This window comes from Pantoea sp. BJ2 (assembly GCF_040255075.1).
GTDB lineage: Bacteria > Pseudomonadota > Gammaproteobacteria > Enterobacterales > Enterobacteriaceae > Pantoea > Pantoea leporis.
In genome coordinates this window covers 490593-513478 of sequence record NZ_CP158292.1, presented here as the reverse complement: position 1 = coordinate 513478, position 22886 = coordinate 490593, and the positions used below count along the sequence as shown (strand labels likewise).

The window sequence follows — 22886 nt, the reverse complement described above, 5'->3', positions numbered from 1 at the left end:
ACTACAACTTTAAGAGTCGGGATTTCTCCGCGGCTCAGGGCAGGGAGTGGAACGAATGGTAGTAGTGGAGTTGGTTATTGTCCTGCTGGCGATCTGGCTCGGTGCGCGTCTGGGCGGCATCGGTATTGGTTTCGCGGGCGGTTTAGGTGTGCTGGCGTTGACGCTGATTTGCGGCTTGAAACCCGGCGCGATTCCCTTTGATGTAATCGAAATTATCATGGCGGTGATTGCCGCAATTGCCGCGATGCAGATCGCCGGCGGTCTCGATTATCTGGTGGGATTAGCAGAACGCCTGCTGCGCCGCCATCCACGCTATGTCACCTTCCTTGCGCCGCTGGTCACCTATGTCATGACGCTGCTGGCCGGCACCGGTCACACCGCGTTCTCCACCTTGCCGGTGATTGCCGAAGTGGCGAAAGAGCAAGGCGTGCGCCCGTCGCGTCCGTTGTCGATTGCGGTCGTCGCCTCACAGATTGCCATTACCGCCTCGCCGCTCTCGGCGGCGGTGGTATTCTTTGCTTCAATCCTGGAACCGCATGGCGTGAGTTATCTGGCGCTGCTGGGTGTGGCGATTCCCTCTACCATGGCAGCGATCTTCTGCGCCGCCATCATCACCAGTTTTCTCGGCAAGGAGCTCAGGGATGATGAGAAATATCAGGCGCGTTTAGCGAAAGGTGAAGTGAAACTGCGCGGTGAGCAGGTTTATGACATCAAACCGGGCGCGAAGCGTGCCGTATTGCTGTTCCTGATCGGCATCGCCGCCGTGGTGCTCTACGCCACCGCGATTAGCGACAGCGTTGGCCTGATCAGCAATCCCGTGTTGCCGCGCAACGAAGCCATCGTGGTGTTTATGCTGACCGTTGCCACGCTGATCTGCCTGACCTGTAAAGTCGATACCGGTGAAATCCTCAGCGCCAGCACCTTTAAATCGGGCATGAGCGCCTGTATCTGCGTGATGGGCGTAGCATGGCTGGGCGATACCTTTGTCAAAGCGCACCTCAACGATATCCAGGCGTTAGCCGGTGATATGCTGCAAGGTTATCCGTGGATGCTGGCGCTGGTGCTGTTCTTCGCCTCTACGCTGCTCTATTCGCAAGCCGCCACCACCAAAGCGTTGATGCCTGCCGCGTTGATGCTGGGCGTCTCGCCGCTGGCCGCCGTCGCGTCCTTTGCGGCGGTTTCCGCGCTGTTTGTGCTGCCAACCTATCCTACGCTGCTGGCCGCGGTCGAAATGGATGACACCGGATCAACCCGTATCGGCAAGTTTGTGTTTAACCACTCCTTTATTATTCCGGGCGTGTTAGCGATTGCCTTCTCGGTGGCGTTTGGCTTCCTGTTTGGCAGCCTGATTCTGTAGCGCGGTTACATCCTGAAAACCTCGTGGCGAAGCGGTCGTGTTATTATCGCGGCCTATTCGCCACCGGAGCTCATTCATTCGCTATGGCTGCACGACTCTTTCGCCTTGCCGGCTTTTGCCTGGCGCTGGTTTTCTGCCTTTCGGCACAAGCCTCACTCTTCTCCCCGAACAATAACAGCCGCTTTGTGCCGGTTGATCAGGCGTTTGGCTTCGATTTCACTCAGCAAGGCAATCAGCTGACGCTCAGCTGGAAAGTGAAGGATGGCTACTATCTCTATCGCCAGCAAATCCACGTCACGCCGCAAAAAGCGCAAATTGCTCCACTCACGCTGCCGCCGGGCCAGCCGCACGAAGATGAGTTCTACGGCAAAAGTGAAATCTATCCGCAGGATCTGCAACTGCCGATCACGCTGCGCCAGGCCGCTGCCGGCGCGGCCGTCACCGTGACCTATCAGGGCTGTGCGGCTGCGGGCTTCTGCTATCCGCCGGAAACCCGCGCGGTGCCGCTGAGCGCGGTTGCCGCCAATCAGGCTGCGCCTGCGGTCAGTGCGCAGCCCGCCAATCACAGCACGCCGCTGCCGTTTTCACCGCTTTGGGCGCTGCTGATTGGTATTGGCGTCGCTTTCACGCCGTGTGTGCTGCCGATGTATCCGCTGATCTCCAGCATCATTTTAGGAGGCCCGCGCCGCTATTCGATGGGGCGATTGTTCGCGCTGGCGATGGTGTATGTGCAAGGTATGGCGCTGACGTACACCGTACTCGGCATGGTTGTGGCAGCGGCCGGATTACGCTTCCAGGCGGCGCTGCAACATCCTTACGTGCTGATTGGCTTATCGGCGCTGTTTATCGTGCTGGCGCTGTCGATGTTTGGCCTGTTCTCGCTGCAATTGCCTGCCAGCCTGCAAACGCGCCTCACGCTGTGGAGTAATCGCCAGCAAGGTGGCTCGCTGCCGGGCGTATTTATGATGGGCGCACTGGCCGGATTGATCTGCTCGCCCTGCACCACCGCACCGCTCAGCGCCATTCTGCTGTACATCGCGCAGAGCGGTAATCTGTGGGCCGGAGCCGGCACTCTGTGGCTGTATGCCTTCGGCATGGGCCTGCCGCTGATTGCCGTGACGATGTTTGGCAACAAGCTGCTGCCAAAAAGTGGGCCGTGGATGCAAACCGTCAAAGAAGGTTTTGGCTTTGTGATTCTGGCGCTGCCGGTATTCCTGCTGGAACGCGTGATTGGCGATCTGTGGGGCATCCGTCTGTGGAGCCTGCTTGGCGTGGCATTTTTTGCCTGGGCATTCAGCCTCAGCCTGCGCGCCAGCGGCAAATGGCGCGTGCTGCAAGTCATCATGCTTGCCGCCGCGCTGGTCAGTGCGCGCCCGCTACAGGATTGGGCGTTTGGCAGCAGCAACAGCGCGCAAGCCGTGGTGCATCTGCCGTTCCACACCATCAAGAGCAGCGAGCAGCTCGACAGCGCGCTACAGCAGGCGCAAGGCCGCATCACCATGGTCGATCTTTACGCCGACTGGTGTGTGGCCTGCAAAGAGTTCGAGAAATACACCTTCAGCGATGAGGGCGTGCGTAACGCGCTAAGTCAGGTACAACTGCTGCAAGCCAATGTCACCGCCAATAACGCGCAGGACAACGCGCTGTTGCAGCATCTGCAGGTTTTAGGTTTGCCCACCATTCTGTTCTTCGATGCGCAAGGCAAAGAGATCCCCGATTCGCGCGTCACCGGCTTCCTCAACGCCGCCGATTTCCGCGCACATTTGCAGAATGTGTCACGTTAAACGACACTGTCAGCAGGACACTGCCCGTTCGTCCGCGAGCGGGCCCGCATTCCAGAGGAGAGTCACTTGCAACGTGAACAAATACTCGAGCATGCGTTGAATGTGCTCGAACAAAGTGGCCTGGCCGCCACCACTTCCCTAACTCAGCTGGCTGGCGCAACCGGTCTTGAAGCCGAACAACTCACGCGTTTCTGGCCCGATCGTGATGCCTTGCTGTATGACGCGCTGCGCTATCACGGCCAGCAGATTGACAGCTGGCGTCGTCAGGTGCAGCTTGATGAACACCTCAGCGCCGAACAAAAGTTGTTAGCCCGCTACGAAGTGCTGAGTGAGCACGTCAGCAAAGGCCGTTTTCCCGGCTGCCTGTTTATCGCCGCCTGCAGCTTCTATCCGCAACCCGATCAGCCGGTGCATCAGCTAGCCGAACAGCAAAAGCGCAGTTCCTGGCAATTCACCCATGAAATTCTGGTCGATTTAGCGCTGGATAATCCCAGCATGGTGGCCGATCAGATGGAGCTGATTCTGGAAGGTTGCCTGAGCAAACTGCTGGTGAAACGCAACGTACAGGATGTCGCGACGGCGCGCCGTCTGGCGGAAGATGTACTTGGTATCGCGCTGTGCCGCAAAAATGGTGCGCTGGCGTAGCCTTTTTGTTCACCTTGTCTGAAAAGCAAGCAATCAATCACGATTGCACCGCTTTTTTGACGAAAGCCGTTGACGGCTGTAAGCCATTAGGGTTTAATGCGCCCCGTTGCCCGGATAGCTCAGTCGGTAGAGCAGGGGATTGAAAATCCCCGTGTCCGTGGTTCGATTCCGCGTCCGGGCACCAACATTCTGAAAACCCAGCTTATGGCTGGGTTTTTGCTTTTCTGCGTTCTGAAAAAGATGCCAGTTTCTCACCGACATCTTCCCCCACATCAGATCTGAAATATCCGACCATCTCCGGTGGGAAGTTCAACATTCAGACTCAACTTACCGCCTAACGCTTCTACATATTTTTTCAGGCTGGAAAGTTTTATCTCGTCACCTCGCGCCTCAATCGCTGCGATAGCAGGTTGCGAGATACCCATCTTTTCAGCCAGCTGCACCTGTGAAAGTTCCAGCTCCTCACGCAACTGACGCAGGCGGATCTCCAGAATTTTTTGGTCTGCCTTATTTTTAATGCGCTCTTGGGACTCAGGAGAACGCTGTGCGATCAGCTCTTCAAGTTTTGGCATTGGTTAATTCCTCCAGATGCTGCATGTACTCTTTATCGGCTAGTTTGATCATCGATTGGTAGAAACGCTTCTGATTCACTCCAGTTTTATCCCCCGCACACAGCACGATAGCTTTCCTTGCGGGATCAAACGCGAAAAATGCGCGAATCGGCCTTCCATTACTTTGGACGCGAAGTTCCTTCATGTTGGCAAAACGAGAACCGGTGACCGTATCGACATCCGGTCGCCCCAACATTGGGCCAAACACTTTCAGAACTTCGAGGCTCGACAACACATCTTCAACCATTTCATCATCTTGTTCTTGCAGACATGCTGCAAAGAGCAAAGTAATTTCGACTTCCCAACTGTTCAAAATTGCCTCTCATAAACTGTAGTTTATATCGACACCATATAAACTGGAAGTTATATTTTGAGAGATGATTTTCATCATGATTTCTGCTTGCCGATGTACTGAACGTCTTAGATTTGAGAGACGCTTCTGAAAATAAATTAAAGACTCAGCTAATACTTTTAATTTATCGCCCCATAATAAAACCCAATAAAATTAATTATCAGTGAGTTAAATTCATCCGAAATAATAATTCGTGATCCTGTCTTGGTTAGCCGTAACATCCTCTGCGTAACATCTGCGTAATCGCGTAAGCTTAATCATATGCCAGTAATCATATGATGATTCAGCTTGTTAGCTGAACACCCTATTCAATGAAGTAATGACTCATCAAAAACAAAAATAAAAATTCTTAATTTTACATTTAATTATTTACCCAGGAACACAACGCGATTAATTAAATCACTCCCTACAGGAAAATAACCATGAGCGCAGGAAACCGAATCTATTTACGTCGTCCCGCCGATGCTGAACCGCTGTTGGAAGCCTTTCGCCGGTTACCGGCGGCGGTGGTGGCGGATTGCATGAGCCGCTTGCCCGCCTTGTCGGCCGAGATCAGCCTGAAAACCGCGCCGCGTCAGCCGATCATGTGCGGCCTGGCGGTGACGGTTAAAGCGCGTTCCGGTGACAACCTGATGCTGCACAAAGCGCTGGATATGGCGGGCCGAAACGATGTGATTATTCTGTCGAACGAGGGCGATCGCAGCCAGTCGCTGATGGGCGAAGTGATGGCGACCTATGCCAGACAGCGCGGTATGGAAGGCATTGTGCTGGACGGACCGGTCCGCGATATCGAAGGGTTGTCACGCATGGACTTCCCCATTTACGCCGCCGGTCACACGCCGGGCGGCCCGTTCAAGGATGGTCCGGGCGAGATCAACGTGCCAATTGCCTGCGGTAAAATTCACGTTTCACCGGGCGATATCGTGCTGGGCGATGCGGATGGTGTGATTGTGATTCCTCGCCAGGATGCAGCACGCATTCTCGAAGCGGCGCAGGCGTATTTAATCGTTGATGAACACAACTTCGAGCTGGCGAAAACCGGCTCACTCGAACGCAGCTGGCTGGATGAAACACTGCGTACCAAGCAGGTTGAAATCATTGATGATGTGTTTCGTTAGAAACAAAATCGCGCGATAAATCGCGCCGCTACCGATGCGTGCACCTATGTGTAGCGGCGCAATTCATTGCGCGATAAATCGCGCCGCTACGGATGCGTGCACCTATTTGTCGCAGCGCAAATTATTGCGCAACGCTAAGGCGTACTGCTCACCATCGCCAGTTTGCGCTGGCGATTCTCACGCCACACCGCAAATATCCCGGCCAGCGCTACAATCGATGCGCCCAGCAAGGTGGTGCTGCCCGGCAGGCTGTTCAGGAACAGATAACCAATCAGCATCGACCACACCAGCGTGGTGTAATCGAACGGTGCCAACAGTGACGCATCGGCGTAACGCAGGCTCAGCGTCACCAGAATCTGCGCCAGACCCCCAAACAGGCCGCAGCCCAACAGCAACAGCAACTGTAACGCGCTGGGTTTGCTCCAGCCAAACAGCGCCGTCGCCAGGCCAATTACGGTAGTCATCAGTGAGAAATAAAACACGATCGCGCCCGGCTTCTCGATGCCGTTGAGGAAGCGAATTTGCACGTTAGAGGTCGCGGAGCATAGCGCCGCCAGCAACGCACATGCCACACCAATACTCGTCGTCGCGTTGCTGGCCCCATGGGAAAACAGCGCGCCGCTGGTGCTCAGGCTGGAAGAGAGCATGATCAAAATGCCGGATAATCCCACCACCACCGCGACCCAACGCGAAACCCGCACCCGCTCTTTCAGCAGCATCGCCGCCATGATCACGGTAAACAGCGGCGCCGCATAACTCAACGCGGTGGCATCGGCCAGCGAAATATAGACCAGCGCCAGATAGTTAAAATACATGCCGCCGGTGCCGGAGAAGCCACGAATAAAGTGACCAGACAGGTTACGCGTCCTGAGATTTTCCAGCACGTTGCCCTGCATTTTCAGCCAAATCAGCAGCGGCAACAGCGCGATAAAACTGCGGAAAAAAATCACTTCGCCGGTGGGAAGGGTGCCGTTCAGCCCCTTCACACACGCCAGCATCAAGGTGGCGCACAGCGCGGCCAGTATCTTCAGTAACACGCCTAATCGGGCATTCATGCTTTTTCACTTCTCTCTACCACATGCAATCGGCGGGACTGCCGAGAGGACTTGCAATCAGCCTGGCGAGAAAAGTGTGCGCTGGATAACACTTTTTTGCTCTGCCCGAATAAAAAGAACTTATGCGCCGCTTAGCCATATTTTTTTGCTATTGCACGACAGGGTTTCCCTCTTTTTCGCCTGAAAACAAAGCCGATATAGTCCAGAAAAGCGAGAACGCAGGCGCTCCGTCCCGGTGACGCCGTGGTATTCATCATTGAGGAAGTTCACATGACCATGAAAAGATTTACCACCATCGGGCTGGCACTGCTGCCGCTGCTGGCTATTTCGGCTGCTCATGCCGACATGATGGCCAACATCAAATCCAGCGGCGAGTTAAAGTGCGCGGTCTATTCGGACGTGCCGCCCTTCTCTTCTCCGGATCCGAAAACACGTCAGCTGGCGGGCATGGATATCGATCTATGTAACGCGCTGGCGAAGCAGATGAACGTCAAACTGACGCTGGTGCCCACCTCGGTGGAAGCGCGTATTGCGGTGATTGCTACCGGCCGCGCCGACGTACTGATCGCCAATCTGGCCTACACCAAAACCCGCGGCAACCAGATTCAATTCAGCGATCCCTATTACGTCGCCAAGGAGATGCTGCTGGTCAAAGCACCGCTGGCCGACAAGCCGCTGAGCTATTTCAAGGGCAAACGCATCAGCGCCACCAAAGGCACCACTTCTGAGCAATCAATCCATATCAAAGGCGGCAAAGCGGTGACCTTCCAGGATTCAGCCTCCGCGTTCCTCGCGCTGGAGCAGAACAAATCGGTGGGCTTCGTCACCAACACCATGACCGGCATCAAAACCATTTCGCAGGCAAAAAAAGACGGCATCAATCTGGCGATGATCAAAGAACCGATGGCGCTGGAGCCGATTGGTGTCGGCATGAAGCGTGATGAACCGGCGTTGCTGGCCAGCGTCAACAGCAGCCTGAAGGCGATGGACGATGACGGCACCATCGACAAAATCTGGGATACGTGGATTGGGCCCAACACCGAATACAAAATGGTGCGCGAAGAGCGCGTACAGCCGCTCTCCAGTCTGAAATTTGAACCGCTGGAATAACCATGCCCGTGACGTCGCACTCTGCTCTCCAGCCTGCCAGCGTTCCCGCGCTGGCTTGCTCCTCTGCTATCAAGCTCTCCACCATCGGCGCACGCGCGTGGCTGGTGGAAGCGCCAGGCGGTTTCGATCTCCCGGCGCAGCGCCGCATCTGGTCGCTGGCGCGCCTGCTGCATGCCGATGAAGCGATTGAAGCGCTGATCCCCGGCGTCACCAATCTGCTGGTACTGTTCCGCCATATTCCAGCTGATGAAATCGCCGTGCGTATGCAGCTGCATGCCGCATGGGATCAGGCGCAGGCGATCAGTCCGCAGGGCAAACTGATTGAAATCCCGGTGCATTACGGCGGTGAACACGCCACCGATCTCGAGGCGGTGTGCCGCCATACCGGTTTGAGCCCACGCGAGGTGGTGCGTCTGCACCATCAAAGCGAATACACGGTGTTTGCATTGGGCAGCGCGCCGGGCTTCGGCTATCTGCACGGCTTGGATCCGCTGCTGGCGACACCGCGCAAGAAAGTGCCGTCGCTTAGCATGTTGAAAGGCACCGTCACCATCGGTGGCGCGCAGGCGGGCGTTTCGGCGCTGACCGGCCCGAACGGCTGGAATGCGATTGGTTTTGCCGAGCTGGCGGTGTTTGACCCGCTGGCCGCATCGCCCGCGCTGATGGCACCGGGCGATCGCATCCGTTTTCTGCCGCAGAGGATTGAGCTGTGATTGAGATCGAACAGAGCGGTGCGCTCAACACGGTGCAGGATTTAGGTCGCTTCAACTATCGCCACATCGGTGTATCGGTGAGCGGCGCGATGGATCCGCTGGCGCTGCGTGCCGGTAATTTACTCCTCGGCAACGACGAAAATGCGGCGGCAATTGAAGTGCAGCTGTTCCCGTTCCGCGTACGTTTTCTGCAAAACAGCAGCATCGCGGTGACCGGCGCGGATTGCCGCGCCACGCTGGATGGCACGCCGCTGCCGCCGTGGTGGGGCTGCAGCGTGCGTGCCGGGCAAGTGCTGGAGCTGCGTTATCCGCGCAGCGGCGCGCGTGGCTATCTGTGTGTTGCTGGCGGCATTGATGTGCCGCTGGTGCTTGGCTCGCGCAGTACCGCGCTGCGCGGTGGCTTCGGCGGCGTTGAAGGACGTCCGTTGCAGCGTGGCGATCGGCTGGCGCTCGGCGAAAATCGCGGCCCGGCACTTCCACACAGCGGCATCGGCATTGAACCGCCAGACAGCGCATTACACGCCAGTTTTCCCCGCAACAGCGCCGGAGACATTCAGCTGCGCGCCATTCCCTCCGGCGAATACCCGCTGTTTGCCGCCGATGCCGCGCGCTTCTGGCAGCAATCCTGGCAGGTATCAAATCAAAGCAATCGCACCGGCTATCGGCTTTCAGGCGATCCGATCTTCCCGTCAGAAACCGTTGAGATGCGATCGTACGGGCTGATCCCCGGCATTGTGCAGGTGCCGCCGGGTGGTGAACCGATCATCCAGCTAAGCGATGCCAATACCGCCGGCGGTTATCCGAAGATCGCTGGCGTGATCGAGCAGGATCTGTGGCGGCTTGGACAAGTGCTGCCGGGCCAGTCGATCCAGCTGATCCACAGCGATGTGCGTGAAGCGATCGCCATCGAACAGGAAGTGGCGCGCTGGCTGAGCCGTCTGCGCTTCAGCTGCCAGCCACTGCGTAAAGCGCTTACCGTTTAATCCGCACAAGGAAACCAGACATGAAGATTGATGTGAATTCCGATATGGGCGAAGGCTTCGGCGTTTACCAGCTGTGCGATGACGCCGCGCTAATGAAAGTGGTGTCATCCGCCAATATCGCCTGCGGTTTCCACGCTGGCGATCCGGCGATCATGACCAACATGGTGCGGCTGGCGAAGGCACATGGCGTGGGCATTGGCGCGCATCCCGGCTTGCCGGATCGTCAAGGTTTTGGCCGCCGCGAACTGCCGTTTAGCGCCGAAGAGATTTGTCAGCAGGTGGCCTATCAGCTCGGCGCGCTGACGGCGATTGCCCGCGCGGAAGGCACCCACGTTTCCCACTTCAGTTTCCACGCCGCGATGGGCAACATCGTCAACCGCGATGCTGCTCTGGCGCAACAGGTGATGGAGTTAGTGGCGCGCATTAATAGCGAGCTGATCATCTTCGCCCAGCCCGATACGATCATTGAAGTCGCGGCGCAGGCGGCTGGCCTGAAAACGCTGACGCTGTTTCTGGCTGACCGCGCCTATGACGCGCAAGGCCGTCTGGTGCCGCGCGGCATTGCCGGTGCGGTGATCAACGAGGAAAGCGCGCTGCGCGCCCGCGTGCGCCAGTTTTTGCAGCACGGCACGGTGACGACGATTGAAGGTGAAGAGATTGCGGTGCGTGCGCGCTCGATTCTGGTTCACAGCGACACGCCAGGCTCCCTGGCGCTCGCCACCATTATGCGCAGCGAAATCGAAGCCTGCGGTCATCAGGTCGCCCCGGCGGCGGAAGTTCTACAATCCAGGTAAAAAACCAAGTCGCCTTTTTTGGCGACCTGGACATTAAACACAACTACCACAAAACGCCGCAATGCGATCGCATCCCGTCTCTAACCGCTCCATGCTCGTGGCATACGACAAGCGGATAAATGGGCTCATGCCGTACGCCGCGCCCTGCACCGTCACCACGTGCTGCTCCTCAATCAGCGCCAGCACAAAATCGGCATCATTGGTGATCAATCTGCCACCGGCGCTGGTTTTGCCGATGTAGCCCGCGATATTCACAAACAGATAAAATGCGCCCTGCGGTTTGTGACAGCGCAGGCCATCAATCGACGTCAGGCGCTCCAGTACATAATCACGGCGCTGGCGATAGATGCGCGCGCGCTCCTGCAGCAGATCCTGCGGGCCTTCCAGCACCGCTACCGCCGCGGCCTGCGTTAAGGTGCAGACGCCGCCGCTGTTCTGGGTATTCACGTTGCTCATCGCTTTGATCAACGGCGCCGGGCCGCCGCAGAAGCCCAATCGCCAGCCGGTCATGGACCAGGCTTTCGACACGCCGTTCACCGTCAGCACGCGGTCAAACAGGCGCGGCTCAACCTGCGCCAGCGTGTAGAAACGCACATCGTCATAAATCAGGTGTTCATAGATATCGTCGGTCATGATCCACACCTGCGGATGGCGCAGTAGCACCTCGCCCAGCGCGTGCAGCTCCGCTTGGCTCGCCACCGAACCGGTGGGATTGCTCGGGTAGTTGAGCAACAACCATTTGGTTTTATCGGTGATGGCGGCGTCCAAATCGGCCGGCAGCGGTTTGAAGCCGTTCTCCTGCGTGCAGGGTAGCGCCACCGGCACGCCACCAGCGAATTTGACGATATCGGCATAGCTGATCCACGACGGCGTCGGGATCACCACTTCATCGCCCGGATTGATGGTCGCGAGGATCGCGTTAAAAATGATCTGCTTAGCGCCGCCGGCGGTGAGGATCTGGCTGACGTCGTAATCGAGCTGATTATCGCGTTTGAACTTCAGCTGGATCGCTTTGCGCAGCGCCGGCGTGCCGTCGGTGGGCGGATAGCGCGTATCCCCGGCGCGCGCAGCGGCATAAGCGGCTTCAATCGCGTGAGGTGGCGTGGGGAAATCGGGTTCACCGGTAGAAAGCGCCACCACATCAATGCCCTGCGCCGCGAGATCGCGGGCCTTTTGGGTCATGGCAACGGAGGCAGAAACGGTCACATTCTTTAATCGATCGGCTATCTCGGGCATGGGTTAATCCTGGCTCAGTGTCAGCATGAACGGTTTGCAGCAAGCTGCAAACACGACGTTTACCAGAGGATAGGTTTTTGCCCGAAGCGGCGGTTAATAGTGCTTTGTTGTGGTGATATAACACAAAGCGATGACTGAACCGACCGCACACTTTCGGCATAAAGGTGGCGAGCCTGATGTGGAAATGCGCGGCAGGTCACGCGCCAGCGCCTGACGCAATGTTAATAGAGTGTTACTTTGAGTGCCGGTTAACAGCGCGCAACGTCGGTTTACTCACTCCCATCATCGCCAAATCTAATGAGTGAATCGCACCATACCAGTGCAAAGTTCGCTGTTTTACCCTCGCCGTCTCGGCAACTGTCCAACTCAGCACCTGCCGTAGGAGGCACTGTGGCTCTACCCTCCTGTCTGAGTTCATTCGCGAAAGCTTATTTGGCATCAACTTTGCTTGATACCCGCTATGCGTTCTGTTGGAGGAAGCGTTCATGAATCTTCGTCGCCTGAAGTACTTTGTTAAAATTGTTGATGTGGGCAGCCTGACCCAGGCCGCCGATATTTTGCATATTGCCCAGCCCGCGCTGAGCCAGCAGCTGGCTACGCTGGAAGGGGAAGTGAATCAGCAACTGCTCATTCGTACCAAGCGCGGCGTGACGCCGACCGAAGCCGGGAAAACCCTCTATTCCCACGCGCAGGCGATTTTACGCCAGTGCGAGCAGGCACAAAGCGCCATCGAGCTGGTCGGCGCGTCACTGAGCGGCAGCGTCTCAGTGGGCTTAGCGCCGGGCACCGCGGCACAAAACCTCGCATTACCGCTGATGATGGAAGTGCAGCAGCAGCATCCCGGCATCGTGCTCTACTTCAATGAGAACTTCGGCACCACGCTGAGCGAACTGATCATGAATGGCCGCATGGATATGGCGGTAATTTACGATCACCGCACCATTCACGGCCTGCGCTTTATGCCGCTGATGAAAGAGGATCTCTACTTCGTCTGTCCGTTCAGCCTCGCGCAACCGGTGAAAGAGATCCCGCTGGCGCAGGTGGCGCAATACGATCTGTTCCTGCCGCGCGTCTACAACATCATGCGCAAAGTGCTCGACGATGCCTTCGTACATAACAATCTGCAGTACCGCGTGAAATGCGAGATCGAGTCGCAAACCACGCTGAATGCCGCCCTGAGCGCCGGTCTCGGCACCACCATCATGCCGGAATCCGCCGCGCGCGCGATGCTGAAAAGCGGCGATGCGTGGATGGCGAAGATCGTCGATCCGGATGTGCAGGTGTCGCTGTCGTTCTGCATGTCGGATCACTTGCCGCTGTCACAGCCGGCCGAAGCGGTGAAATCGATCCTGCTGTCGCTGATGTCGCGCCGCAACGTTGAGAATCATCCTCTGACGTTGGTGGGATAAGTCCCGCTTATTGCCGCAAAGCGAAACCCTCTTACTGCCCGTATTGCGAACGCGCTAGATTACGATTTTGCCCGCTCAGGCGGGCGTGTTTCGCTTTGACGGGAATTCCATGGATAAAACCGCAATACCGCTGCCGACGCTGCGTGCGCTGGCGCGCAAGATGCAATCCTCCGGGCTGAACAGCCTGGCGCTCGATGGCAAGCACTGGTCAGTGCGGTTGACCTTCGCCGCCACGCCAGCCACGCCCGCGCCTGTCACGCTTCCCGCCGCAGAAATCCCCCCCATCACGCAACGCATCGGCGCACCGATGCCCGGCACGCTGCTGCGCCGCCATCCGCATAGTCCGCAGGATTTTGTCGCGCCCGGCCAGCACATCGAGGCCGGTGCGGTGGTGGCGCTGGTGCAGGTTGGCCCGCTGTATGTGCCGGTGATCAGCCCGGATAGCGGCACGGTGCAGTCGTTCGCGGTAGAGCATTTGTCTGCGGTGGAGTATGGCGAGGACGTGTTGATGTTTCAGTCGCCATGAATGGCAGCCCTGCGGGGTTATAAGGGGCGCTTATTGCCTCAAAATTTTTATGTCTTATGCCCTTGCGGCATAACTGCATACAGTCAAAAGACGCCATAACGAGGAGAGGCAGATGCCATTTTCAGATTACAAAACCGCGCTGGTGACCGGCGCATCGGCGGGAATGGGCGAAGCGATTGTTGAGCGCTTGTGCCAGGAGGGCATCACCGTGCACGCGGTGGCGCGCCGTAAAGAGCAGCTGGCAGCGCTGGCCGATCGTACCGGCTGTATTCCGCATGCGGTGGATGTCAGTGACATAAAGGCGCTGACCGCGCTGTGCCAGGATCTCGAAATCGACATTCTGGTGAATAACGCTGGCCTGTCGCATCCGGGCTCGATCCTCAATGCCGACGAGAACGTGATTGAAACCCAGGTGGACGTCAATCTGCGCGCGGTGCTGCATCTGTGCCGTTTGCTAGTGCCGGGCATGGTGGCGCGCGATCGTGGCCACGTCTTCAACATCACCTCGATTGCTGCCATCTACAACTTCAACGGCAACTCGGTGTATCACGCCACCAAAGCCGGCGTGCATGCCCTTTCGCGCCAGCTGCGCGTCGATTGCTACGGCGCGCGCGTGCGCATCACCGAAATCTGTCCGGGCCGCGTCGCCACCGATATCTTCGGCAACGTGTCAGGCGATCACGAAGAGGCGCGCCGCCGCTTCATTGATGGCTTTGAACTGCCGCAGACCAAAGATATCGCCGACTGCGTTGCTTTCGCGCTCGCGGCACCGCTGGCGGTAAATATCGGCAACATCGAAATCACCCCGACATTACAGGTGCCGGGCGGTCTTTCCACCATGCGACCGGGCGAGCACAGCGCGTAGCAGGCGAAGATGAGGTAACAGAATGGCTCTCGATTTCAGCAGTGTGATAACCGGCCAATACGGCCAGATGATCGTTGACGGAACGGTGATCACCCTTGAACTGGCGTTGGGTGCCTGGCTGCTGGCGATGGTGCTGGCGCTGCTGCTGGTGGTGATTCGCCTGACTGAAAACCGCATCGCGGTTGGGCTGGTCAAAGCCTATGTCTCTTATCACCGCAATGTGCCGACGCTGATCCAGTTGATGATGTGGTACTTCGCCATTCCCACGCTGCTGCCGGAAGCGCTGCAGATGTGGATCAACAACTACAACGCCGAGTTCCTGTTCTCCCTCACCGCGCTGGGTCTGTGTCAGGCGGCGTACTTCTCCGAAGATATCCGCAGCGGCCTGCGCGCCATTCCCGACGGGCAGAACGAAGCTGCGCGCGCACTCGGCATGAGCTACGTGCGCGCCATGCACGGCGTGATTCTGCCGCAGGGCATTCGCAATGCGATGCCCGCGATGATCAACCACACGGTGCTGCTGTTTAAAAACACCAGCCTGGCGATGGTGATTGGCGTGGCGGATCTCACCTATGTAACGCGCGATATTGAGAACCAAACGTTCCGTACCTTCGAATCTTACATCGTGGCGACCGTGGGCTATCTGTTCTTCTCCCTGCTGCTGATGGGCCTTGGCGCACTGCTGGCCCGCCGCTTCCAGCGCGTCTATGCGAGGTAATGGCGATGTTTGAGATGTTCACCATTTTGCATGACAACGGCATGCTGCTGTTGATGGGGCAATACCCGAACGGTCCGATTGGCGGCGTGCTCTGTACGCTGCTGATCTCGGTGCTAGCGGTGCTGCTGGCGTTTCCGATTGGTGTGCTGCTGGGCCTGGCGCGCCTGTCGCCGTGGCGCTGGCTGAGCTGGCCCGCCACCGGCTGGGTTTATCTGCTGCGCGGCATCCCGCTGATGATGGTGGTGTTCTGGACCTACTTCTGTGTGCCGCTGCTGATCGGCCACAACATCAGCGGCTTCGCCACCATGCTGTGTACGCTGGTGATTTATGAGAGTGCCTATATCGCCGAGATCGTGCGCGGCGGCATTCAGGCACTGCCGCACGGCCAATACGAAGCCTCACGCGCGCTCGGCATGAGCCATCTGAAAACTTTGCGTCTGGTGATCCTGCCGCAGGCGCTGTTCAACACCCTGCCCAGCCTGGTTAGCCAGCTGGTGTCGATTATCAAAGACAGTACGCTGGGCTACGTGATTAACGTGCCGGAGCTGACCTTTGCCGCCAATCAGGTGAGTAATCAGCTGCTGACCAAACCGTTTCAGGTGTTCGCCATTGTGGCGCTGAGCTACTACCTCATCTGCTTCAGCCTCACCTGGCTGGCCAATAAACTCGAAGCGCACATTGCGCAGAAACGTCGTCAAGCACCGCAGCCAACGCCCAGCGTGGCGCCCGCGGTGATGCTGACTAAAACCTCTTCGCAATAAGGAAACCGCATGGGACCGATGATCATGTTTAATCAGGTTAATAAATGGTACGGCGCGTATCAGGCGCTGACCAACCTGAGCGCCGAGATTAATCCCGGCGAAGTGGTGGTGGTGTGCGGCCCTTCCGGCTCGGGAAAATCGACGCTGATCCGCACCGTTAACCGTTTAGAACCGATCGATGACGGCCAAATCGTGTTTGATGGCACCGATATTCACGGCAGCAGCACGCGCCTCAATCAGCTGCGCACGCGCATCGGCTTTGTGTTTCAGAGCTTCAACCTGTTCCCGCATGTGACGGTGGCCGAGAACATCATGATGTCGCCGATGAAAGTGCTGGGCGTGAAGCGCAGCGAAGCGCGTCGTCAGGCGGGTGAATTGCTGGAGCGCGTGGGCTTAGCGCATAAAGCCGATGCTTATCCGTCGCAGCTTTCCGGCGGCCAGCAGCAGCGCGTGGCGATTGCCCGCGCGCTGGCGATGAAGCCGCCGGTGATGCTGTTCGATGAACCGACCTCGGCGCTCGATCCGGAGATGGTCGGCGAAGTATTGTCGGTGATGCGCGGTCTGGCGCAAGAAGGGATGACGATGATGTGCGTGACCCACGAAATGAACTTTGCCCGTGAGGTGGCAGATACCATCTGGTTTATGGACCAGGGACAGATTCTGGAGAAATCACAGCCAGAACAGTTCTTCACCCAGCCGCAGCACCCGCGCGCGCAGCGCTTCCTCAGCGACCTGCGATCGCATTAAGGGGGATATTTTTTCAGTATCGCCATTTTTAATTAAAGTTTGGTCCTAACTTGTCGTTCTTCTTTATGCCACCACCAGGAGAAGACCGATGAAAACAGCATTCGTATTATTTTCTGGTTTGCTATTTGCCCAAGCCGTTCTGGCTGAGGGCGGTGCCGTTTCCTTTACCGGTGCGATAGTTGAGCCTGCCTGTACGACGACGACCAATAGCCAGCATGCCGCAGTGCAATGTAGCCAGAATGGTGTCGATAAAGTGCGTCAGATTAGATTCAATAAGCAACAGCAGACGCTGCCGTTTCAACTCGGCAATGTCAGCGTGCAATCATCGGGTCATATTAAAGCTGTTGAAGTGATCTATCGGTGAGTCATCACTGACAATTTTCCCCCGCCAGGGGGAAAATTATTTATTGATAGGTCAGAGTGAAAGTCGCGGAACTGTTAGCTGTGCCAGGTGTAATGGTTGCGGTCGTTTGGTAATAACGCGCCTGAAGCGGAATATTATAATTCCCCGCGCTGGCCGAAGTTCCGGCAACAATATTAGCGCCCAGTTGCACAGGCGCATTGTTAAACAGAAGCTGCACGCCCACTCCACTTGCCGTATTGGCACCTGATGTCAGATTTAATACCCCATTGGCGGAGTTTTGGGCATTTCCATCAATCTTCACATTGATGCGGGTGCCGGCATTACAGTTAAGCGGAAGGGTAAAATTACGCGTAAAGCTAGCATCGGGTGAACTGCCTGTCCCACTGAACGCACGCTTATCCACATTGCCCATATTCACGGCGATGGCAGTATTACTGACTGAACACGCCAGCGTTGTGACACTAAAACCATTCATAAGAATCGTCGATCCCGGTGAATGCCAGAGCGCCTGGTTGTTGCGCAAAATAAACGCTCCGGCCTCCTGCGCGGTAACCATCCCTGAACCGGTTGGCCCCGTTTTATAGAACTGTAGCAACGCTTGCTCGCGCAGAGGTTGTCCCGCCATTAAGCCATTGACCGAACACAGCAACCTATTGTTCGCATTACCATCTCCCGTACCGGTTCCATCAACCCAGCCACTAAAGTTATTGCAGTTGTTCACTGAGACGGCACCGATAGCAAAGCCTATTCCCGCAATATTGGTGCTGTAAATTCGTCTGCCTCCAATGGTCGTGACATAGTTACCGGTGCCTTTTACGCCCACACTTTGATAAGTCAACGCGGGGGCCGTGTTAGTACAGTTAAACGTGTTCACCGCACCCGAGGTGATCTGGCTGCCAATCAACGATCCCACCGGTAAATCCCTTTGAATCACTATCGCAGGAGGAGAAATTGTCGTCGCTGCTGTGGTGGTAGTACAGGTATAAGCCTGCGCAAAGTTAACGTACAACCCAATAAAAAATATGCTTGGCAATAAAAGAAATAAACGCATAAATGCTTCCTTTAGCGGCATTGTGCCGTCACAGAATTGACACCAAACTGAGCCTTTCCTAACGTAAACGGAGCCTGACATTCGCCGCCCTTCCAGTTCACCTTAACCACGCCCGCTGAGGGCACGCCGCTGAGGTAAACATGTTGTTTGTCATCAACGATGCCATGCGAAAGGGTTTCGCCGTTGGCAACGCTGGCACGTGCGCCGAACGGCACTTGACGCCCACGCAAGGTAACGACCATTTTTGCCCCCGATACCGTGGGATAATTGGCTAATGCTACGGCCCCCTGCGTAGGCACCACTGTTTGGCTGTCACTCAGCAGATCGACGTTATCGCCGAGCGAATTGGCATCAAGCGAAAGCGAGGTGCGGCGATAAGGTGTTACGTTAGGTACGACGGCATAACCTCTGCCATCAGTCAGCACGCCGGTTTGGTTGAGCACGCGAACCGCTTCCGCGTCTTCAGCGCGCACTAACGCCATGGTGTCACCTAACGGCTGGCTCAGAGTCACACCATAGGGATGCACCACAATGCCGCCCGTTGCGCCGTAATTCAGTTGTCGGGTATTCCGCGAGTAGTTATAGCCAGCCTGGTATTCGCCAAAGCGTGCTTTATAGTTGACTGACGCATTGCCATTGGCGCCAACCCCTTGATTGGTGTAACCCTGCTGCACGCTATAGCTCAGGTTATTGTCTGCCAGTGCAGTGCCTGACAACCCCACCGCGCCAGTGGTTTTATCGCGATTGTCGGTGCTGCCCGAGAAGTTCAGCCAGCTTTTGGGTAAAAATCGGTCAAAGGGAATCTGCACCGCCAGCGAAAAAATTTGATCGTGGTTGGTGTAGAACGGCGTCTGTGAATAGCTGTAGTTAAAGGAGTAATTGATGGCGTTGAAGCTGGTGTTATAGCCCAGCGTCAAACTGCGCTCCTTTTCTGTCACGCCCCAATATTGTTGCTGGTAAGCGGAGAGAAAAAGACTGCCATAATCACCCAACGATTGATTAACGTTGAGTTGGGATTTACTGCGTCTGTTATGGCTATAACGCCAGTTTCGCCATTCGCGTCGGGCTTGTTCAACTTCATTGCGGTTGTTGGGATTACCCCGGAAACCCGGCGGCAGTGTATTCGCGTAATAGCCATTAGCTTCATTAAAATCGTAATAACCAGAGGTGGAATAACGGTAGCCAGCCAGAGTAAAAGTGGTGCCGCTCATTGCGAAATCTTTTGCATATTGAAAACGAAATGAGCCACCGCGATGAGTTTCTTCCATTAAACGAGCATTGGCGAATGTTCCGTCCAGCGAAATCGAACCCAATAACCCCAGACCTTTCCCCACACCAACCGATGCTGACGTGTAATCACCCGACAGGATAGATCCACCATAAACGGTTGAGCTATAAGGCAAACCATAAATACCTGTGCCTTGTATAAAGCCCGGTTTTTTTGCCGATCCCCCGGTTGAACGATATTGCCCGGCCGTGAAAGCATATTTGAAACGCCCTTCACGCTGCATGATAGGCACCGCAGAAAATGGCTGAACAAACTGTCGGACGCTGCCATTCGCTTCTTTTATTACCACCTCAAGATCGCCACTGGCCGAGGTAGGATAAAGATCGTTTATGGCGAAAGGTCCGGGTGGCACATAGGCTTGCCAAATGATGTTACCGTCCTGACGAATGGTAACTTGCGCATTGCTCTGCGCAATGCCTCGTACAACGGGTGCGAATCCTCGCAAGCTTTCAGGCTGCATATTGTCGTCTGAGTAGAGCTGAGCTCCGCGAAAGGGGAAGCTATCGAATACCTCTGAGGGTGTATAGCTCTCTCCCAATACCAGCTGGCTTTTCCAGGGTTTGATGTCACGCTGAACGTAGGTATTAATACTGTTCCACTTATCATCACCCTGACTATGGCTATAGGTGGTGTAATTGCGCGCGCGCCAGGCCCCGAGATTGATACCGCTACGCAAATTGAGATACGCGTTGTTATCACTTCCCTGACGATAATCACTCCAGTTATTGGCACCTGAATAGCCATAATTCATAAATAGCGCGTTGACACCATCGTCCCACTCATCTGGGCCAACATACCCTTGTGCGTTATGTCGTACATATTCTTGTGGAATGGAGACGTTTAAGCGTTGCTGGCTTAAATCAAAGCGGGTTTGCGCCTGCGGGATGATGGCAGCGATATTCGTCACTTCCTGCGCAGGTGAGATTTTCACGAAAGCGGGTGTGGCATTCTCTTTCACGCCCCACCGCATAAAATCGGCTTTCATTAATAGGGGCTGCAGACCCTTCGCACCGGGTTCAAAGCGTATGCTTTTTGATCCAACAAAATTGTCGTTCAGGTAAACGTCGGCGTTGTAAACGCCCGCCGCTTGACCCCCACTGCGACTAAAAGTGGAAAGATCCAGATTTGCACGCTGGCCGCTGTGTCGTTCCACCGTGTCAGGATCAAAATAATCCTCTGCAGCCACATCATTAATGGGTATTGCAGCCAGTATTACCATGTTAAGTAAGGTGCGCTGAAAAGCAGGCCTCAGCGTTAAAGGTATATTTTGTCTCATCGACATGGCCCTCTCCTTTAATCGGTGCCCACTTTTAATGTTTGTTCTGCTGTAATGCCGCCGAAATCATTAATCGCTCGCCAGCTCACCGGATTGCCAACGTGCACTTTTTGGCCAAGAACGATTTCCTGTGAAGGCAACACCATCGGCGGTTTGGTCATAGTTGAACCGTTTACGGTCAGGTCGTAGAGCGAAACGCTGTAAGGCGTGGGATTAAACACGGCGAGTTTGCCCTCACGCTGGCGAAATTTGAGCCTGGTAAAAGCCAATGCGGGATCGCCGCTTAACTCTGCGGGCCGGTAAAATAACTTCATTTTGTTTTTAATGGTGATAACGAGATCGTTAGTGGCCTGACGATTGACCGTCGGGATAATCTTGATATTCAACCAGTGCACGGATTCCTGATCGTCTGGCAACGTGTGACCACTGTAGATAACGCGCACCGAATTCTGGCTATGAGGCTCAAGGCGGAAGAGCGGGGGCGTTGTGATGAAAGTGTCATCAGCGGTATCACTCTCTTCCTGACTGCTAACCCAGGATTGAATCAAATAGGGACGATCGTCTGGATTAGTCACACTTATCGCGGCCAGCTTGTTTTTACCGTCATAAACCAGACGTGTGCCACCAATCTGCACACCAGACTGAGCCATAGGCGACAGGCACAAAAGTGCCATGGCCAATGGCCAAAGACTTTTTTTAAACATCCATCTCTCTCCGTGACGAAAGAAAGAGCCGCATGACGCGGCTCTGAAACTACTTAGTTGTAAGCAATGGTGAAGGTCGCCGTGGAGTTTGCTGTACCCGCAGTAACTGGCGTAGCCGTAGCGTAATATTTCGCTATGTAGGTCAGTACATTAGGGCCGGCTGCCGTGATCGGACGATCAGCCGATTTGCTGGCGATAGGGATGAGAGTGGAACTGTCTTGCTCATACAGCGCGACACCCACATTAGTGGCAGTTTGCCCTGAGTTCAGAGCGAGGATTTGGTTATTTCCCGCAGAGGTTGCGCCATCGAAACGTACGCTGGCCGAGGTTACCGCAGCAGGACAACTTGTCAGATTAATGTTGAAACGAGTCGGTGCCGCGGTGACACCGGCTCCGGTGAAGGTTTTGCTCGAAACGGTGCCCAGATTCACGGTTTGGTTGGCAGAGCCAGTATCCACCGTGCAAGCGTTATCGGTAATTGTACCCGTGAAATTAATCGTGCCATCAGCAGCAGTTGTCGTGCCAATAAATCCAAGAGAAGCCGTAATTGCAACCAATACTGCGAACTTGCTTTTCATGATTAAGCCTCAAAAATCGTCATAAAAAATGTCTCTGCTCAAGCAATGAACTTTCATTTCCACAGCAGATAAAACATTAATCGAAGTAATGTTGGAGCCCTTCGACCGCTTTAAGTAAATGACAATTTTCAACCTATTGAAAGTTTTTTTGATTATTCGTGCTTAATTTGAAATATAACCCTAAAAAAATTAGCGCAACGGTTAATTTACAGATCTTTGATCTTTTTTAAGATCCTTTTTTAGAATAAAAAACTTAACATTTGTATTTTAACGATCTAAAGATCTAAAAAACCACCTAAGACAGCATTTTATGCGAATGAGACAAAGTGTGACTTCTCCAGGATATGTCTTCTTTTTCTGCTATTACCGTCAAAGATGCCCCTTTATTTTCAGGAAGACAGCATGAATTCGGTTTTTATTTGTACAATAGTTATAAGCCAGGTTTAACTATTACAGAAATAAAACTGTTATATTGCGTTGGGTTAATGATGAGGGGTGTGATTATTGGTTGCAGACAGAATATTGTTCTACGCCTGGTATAAAAGCGCATAAAGGCGCCAAAAAGCGCGTAAAAACGCAGAGAAACCGAAGATAAAATGGCATCAAATTTTTAGGTAAAGCGTGAAAAAAACGGCAAGTATGACGCCTGAACTGATATCGCATCAAGTCAGCGCTTTACACACTTGCCTATCTACAGGTCGCTTCGTAAGCGTATGTGTTGTTGTCCATCTAGCGGTATTTTCGTCCTATCCCCCTTTTAATCTTGTTCCTCGCAAGTCATTCCTGCCTTGCTTTTTTCAAATCACTTAAAAGGTTTAAGACCCGTCTCAAGCGCTAACAA

At 55.2% G+C, this 22886-nt stretch carries 23 protein-coding genes and 1 tRNA gene; 16 read left to right on the top strand and 8 right to left on the bottom strand.

The features are described from left to right. Nucleotides 1-55: 55 nt before the first annotated feature. The 4 genes from AAF463_RS02225 (at nucleotide 56) to AAF463_RS02210 (ending at nucleotide 3970) form a co-directional block, all read left to right on the top strand. Nucleotides 56-1357, top strand: a complete 1302-nt coding sequence (locus AAF463_RS02225; protein WP_110868091.1) for an anaerobic C4-dicarboxylate transporter — start codon at nucleotides 56-58, stop codon at nucleotides 1355-1357. 83 nt (nucleotides 1358-1440) lie between these two features. After that, the gene (locus tag AAF463_RS02220; protein WP_350261462.1) at nucleotides 1441-3141 is read left to right on the top strand and encodes a protein-disulfide reductase DsbD; all 1701 of its coding nucleotides are present in this window, start codon (nucleotides 1441-1443) and stop codon (nucleotides 3139-3141) included. Nucleotides 3142-3207: 66 nt separating this feature from the next. Beyond that, entirely contained in the window at nucleotides 3208-3786 is a 579-nt protein-coding gene (locus tag AAF463_RS02215) for a transcriptional regulator (RefSeq protein WP_101762303.1), read from the top strand. A 108-nt stretch (nucleotides 3787-3894) separates the two neighbouring features. Then, nucleotides 3895-3970: transfer RNA gene (locus AAF463_RS02210), tRNA-Phe, on the top strand. An 88-nt stretch (nucleotides 3971-4058) separates the two neighbouring features. Here AAF463_RS02210 and AAF463_RS02205 read toward each other — a convergent pair. Next, nucleotides 4059-4358, bottom strand: coding sequence for a helix-turn-helix transcriptional regulator (locus AAF463_RS02205; protein ID WP_176970147.1), 300 nt, complete (start codon nucleotides 4356-4358; stop codon nucleotides 4059-4061). After that, nucleotides 4345-4710 carry a type II toxin-antitoxin system RelE/ParE family toxin gene (locus AAF463_RS02200; protein ID WP_350261461.1) on the bottom strand — a complete coding sequence of 122 codons (366 nt, stop codon included), beginning with the start codon at nucleotides 4708-4710 and terminating at the stop codon, nucleotides 4345-4347. Before AAF463_RS02200 ends, AAF463_RS02205 begins: the two co-directional genes overlap by 14 nt. 461 nt (nucleotides 4711-5171) lie before the next feature. On the opposite strand from AAF463_RS02200, the gene AAF463_RS02195 reads away from it, so the two are divergent. After that, nucleotides 5172-5867, top strand: a complete 696-nt coding sequence (locus AAF463_RS02195) for an RraA family protein (RefSeq protein ID WP_101762304.1) — start codon at nucleotides 5172-5174, stop codon at nucleotides 5865-5867. Nucleotides 5868-6001: 134 nt separating this feature from the next. On the opposite strand, the gene AAF463_RS02190 is transcribed toward AAF463_RS02195, so the two are convergent. Next, a complete protein-coding gene (locus tag AAF463_RS02190; RefSeq protein ID WP_336768345.1) occupies nucleotides 6002-6922 on the bottom strand; it encodes a DMT family transporter in 921 nt (306 codons plus the stop codon). Nucleotides 6923-7192: 270 nt separating this feature from the next. Between AAF463_RS02190 and AAF463_RS02185 the strand changes: the two genes are divergently transcribed. The 4 genes from AAF463_RS02185 to AAF463_RS02170 are packed head-to-tail and all read left to right on the top strand — an operon-like array spanning nucleotide 7193 to nucleotide 10522. Beyond that, nucleotides 7193-8032, top strand: a complete 840-nt coding sequence (locus AAF463_RS02185) for a transporter substrate-binding domain-containing protein (RefSeq protein ID WP_192412572.1) — start codon at nucleotides 7193-7195, stop codon at nucleotides 8030-8032. Nucleotides 8033-8034: 2 nt separating this feature from the next. Next, nucleotides 8035-8745 (top strand): 5-oxoprolinase subunit PxpB, encoded by a 711-nt coding sequence (gene pxpB / locus AAF463_RS02180; RefSeq protein WP_137385029.1) that lies wholly within the window; start codon nucleotides 8035-8037, stop codon nucleotides 8743-8745. After that, a complete protein-coding gene (locus AAF463_RS02175; RefSeq protein ID WP_350261460.1) occupies nucleotides 8742-9728 on the top strand; it encodes a biotin-dependent carboxyltransferase family protein in 987 nt (328 codons plus the stop codon). The genes pxpB and AAF463_RS02175 overlap by 4 nt, the downstream gene beginning before the upstream one ends. A 20-nt stretch (nucleotides 9729-9748) precedes the next feature. Further along, entirely contained in the window at nucleotides 9749-10522 is a 774-nt protein-coding gene (locus tag AAF463_RS02170; RefSeq protein WP_350261459.1) for a 5-oxoprolinase subunit PxpA, read from the top strand. Nucleotides 10523-10555: 33 nt separating this feature from the next. On the opposite strand, the gene AAF463_RS02165 is transcribed toward AAF463_RS02170, so the two are convergent. After that, nucleotides 10556-11758 carry a pyridoxal phosphate-dependent aminotransferase gene (locus tag AAF463_RS02165; protein WP_350261458.1) on the bottom strand — a complete coding sequence of 401 codons (1203 nt, stop codon included), beginning with the start codon at nucleotides 11756-11758 and terminating at the stop codon, nucleotides 10556-10558. Between the two features lie 485 nt (nucleotides 11759-12243). On the opposite strand from AAF463_RS02165, the gene nac reads away from it, so the two are divergent. The 7 genes from nac (at nucleotide 12244) to AAF463_RS02130 (ending at nucleotide 17148) form a co-directional block, all read left to right on the top strand. Next, nucleotides 12244-13167, top strand: coding sequence for a nitrogen assimilation transcriptional regulator NAC (nac, locus tag AAF463_RS02160; protein WP_049851333.1), 924 nt, complete (start codon nucleotides 12244-12246; stop codon nucleotides 13165-13167). A 109-nt stretch (nucleotides 13168-13276) separates the two neighbouring features. Beyond that, on the top strand, nucleotides 13277-13693 hold the full coding sequence (locus AAF463_RS02155; protein ID WP_350261457.1) for an acetyl-CoA carboxylase biotin carboxyl carrier protein subunit: 417 nt from the start codon (nucleotides 13277-13279) through the stop codon (nucleotides 13691-13693). A 112-nt stretch (nucleotides 13694-13805) separates the two neighbouring features. Then, nucleotides 13806-14558, top strand: a complete 753-nt coding sequence (locus tag AAF463_RS02150; protein WP_350261456.1) for an SDR family oxidoreductase — start codon at nucleotides 13806-13808, stop codon at nucleotides 14556-14558. Between the two features lie 22 nt (nucleotides 14559-14580). Continuing rightward, nucleotides 14581-15276 carry an amino acid ABC transporter permease gene (locus AAF463_RS02145; protein ID WP_061718311.1) on the top strand — a complete coding sequence of 232 codons (696 nt, stop codon included), beginning with the start codon at nucleotides 14581-14583 and terminating at the stop codon, nucleotides 15274-15276. Nucleotides 15277-15281: 5 nt separating this feature from the next. Continuing rightward, the gene (locus tag AAF463_RS02140) at nucleotides 15282-16037 is read left to right on the top strand and encodes an amino acid ABC transporter permease (RefSeq protein ID WP_137385021.1); all 756 of its coding nucleotides are present in this window, start codon (nucleotides 15282-15284) and stop codon (nucleotides 16035-16037) included. Between the two features lie 9 nt (nucleotides 16038-16046). Then, on the top strand, nucleotides 16047-16784 hold the full coding sequence (locus tag AAF463_RS02135; protein ID WP_350261455.1) for an amino acid ABC transporter ATP-binding protein: 738 nt from the start codon (nucleotides 16047-16049) through the stop codon (nucleotides 16782-16784). A gap of 88 nt (nucleotides 16785-16872) precedes the next feature. After that, entirely contained in the window at nucleotides 16873-17148 is a 276-nt protein-coding gene (locus AAF463_RS02130; RefSeq protein ID WP_350261454.1) for a hypothetical protein, read from the top strand. A 40-nt stretch (nucleotides 17149-17188) separates the two neighbouring features. On the opposite strand, the gene AAF463_RS02125 is transcribed toward AAF463_RS02130, so the two are convergent. Genes AAF463_RS02125 through AAF463_RS02110 form a run of 4 tightly spaced genes read right to left on the bottom strand, consistent with a single transcriptional unit; the run spans nucleotide 17189 to nucleotide 22045 of the window. Next, a complete protein-coding gene (locus tag AAF463_RS02125) occupies nucleotides 17189-18199 on the bottom strand; it encodes a fimbrial protein (RefSeq protein WP_350261453.1) in 1011 nt (336 codons plus the stop codon). A gap of 11 nt (nucleotides 18200-18210) precedes the next feature. Beyond that, nucleotides 18211-20769, bottom strand: a complete 2559-nt coding sequence (locus tag AAF463_RS02120; protein WP_350261452.1) for a fimbria/pilus outer membrane usher protein — start codon at nucleotides 20767-20769, stop codon at nucleotides 18211-18213. A gap of 11 nt (nucleotides 20770-20780) precedes the next feature. Further along, nucleotides 20781-21467, bottom strand: a complete 687-nt coding sequence (locus AAF463_RS02115; RefSeq protein ID WP_101762318.1) for a molecular chaperone — start codon at nucleotides 21465-21467, stop codon at nucleotides 20781-20783. Between the two features lie 53 nt (nucleotides 21468-21520). Beyond that, nucleotides 21521-22045, bottom strand: a complete 525-nt coding sequence (locus AAF463_RS02110; RefSeq protein WP_101762319.1) for a fimbrial protein — start codon at nucleotides 22043-22045, stop codon at nucleotides 21521-21523. Nucleotides 22046-22886 lie beyond the last annotated feature (841 nt).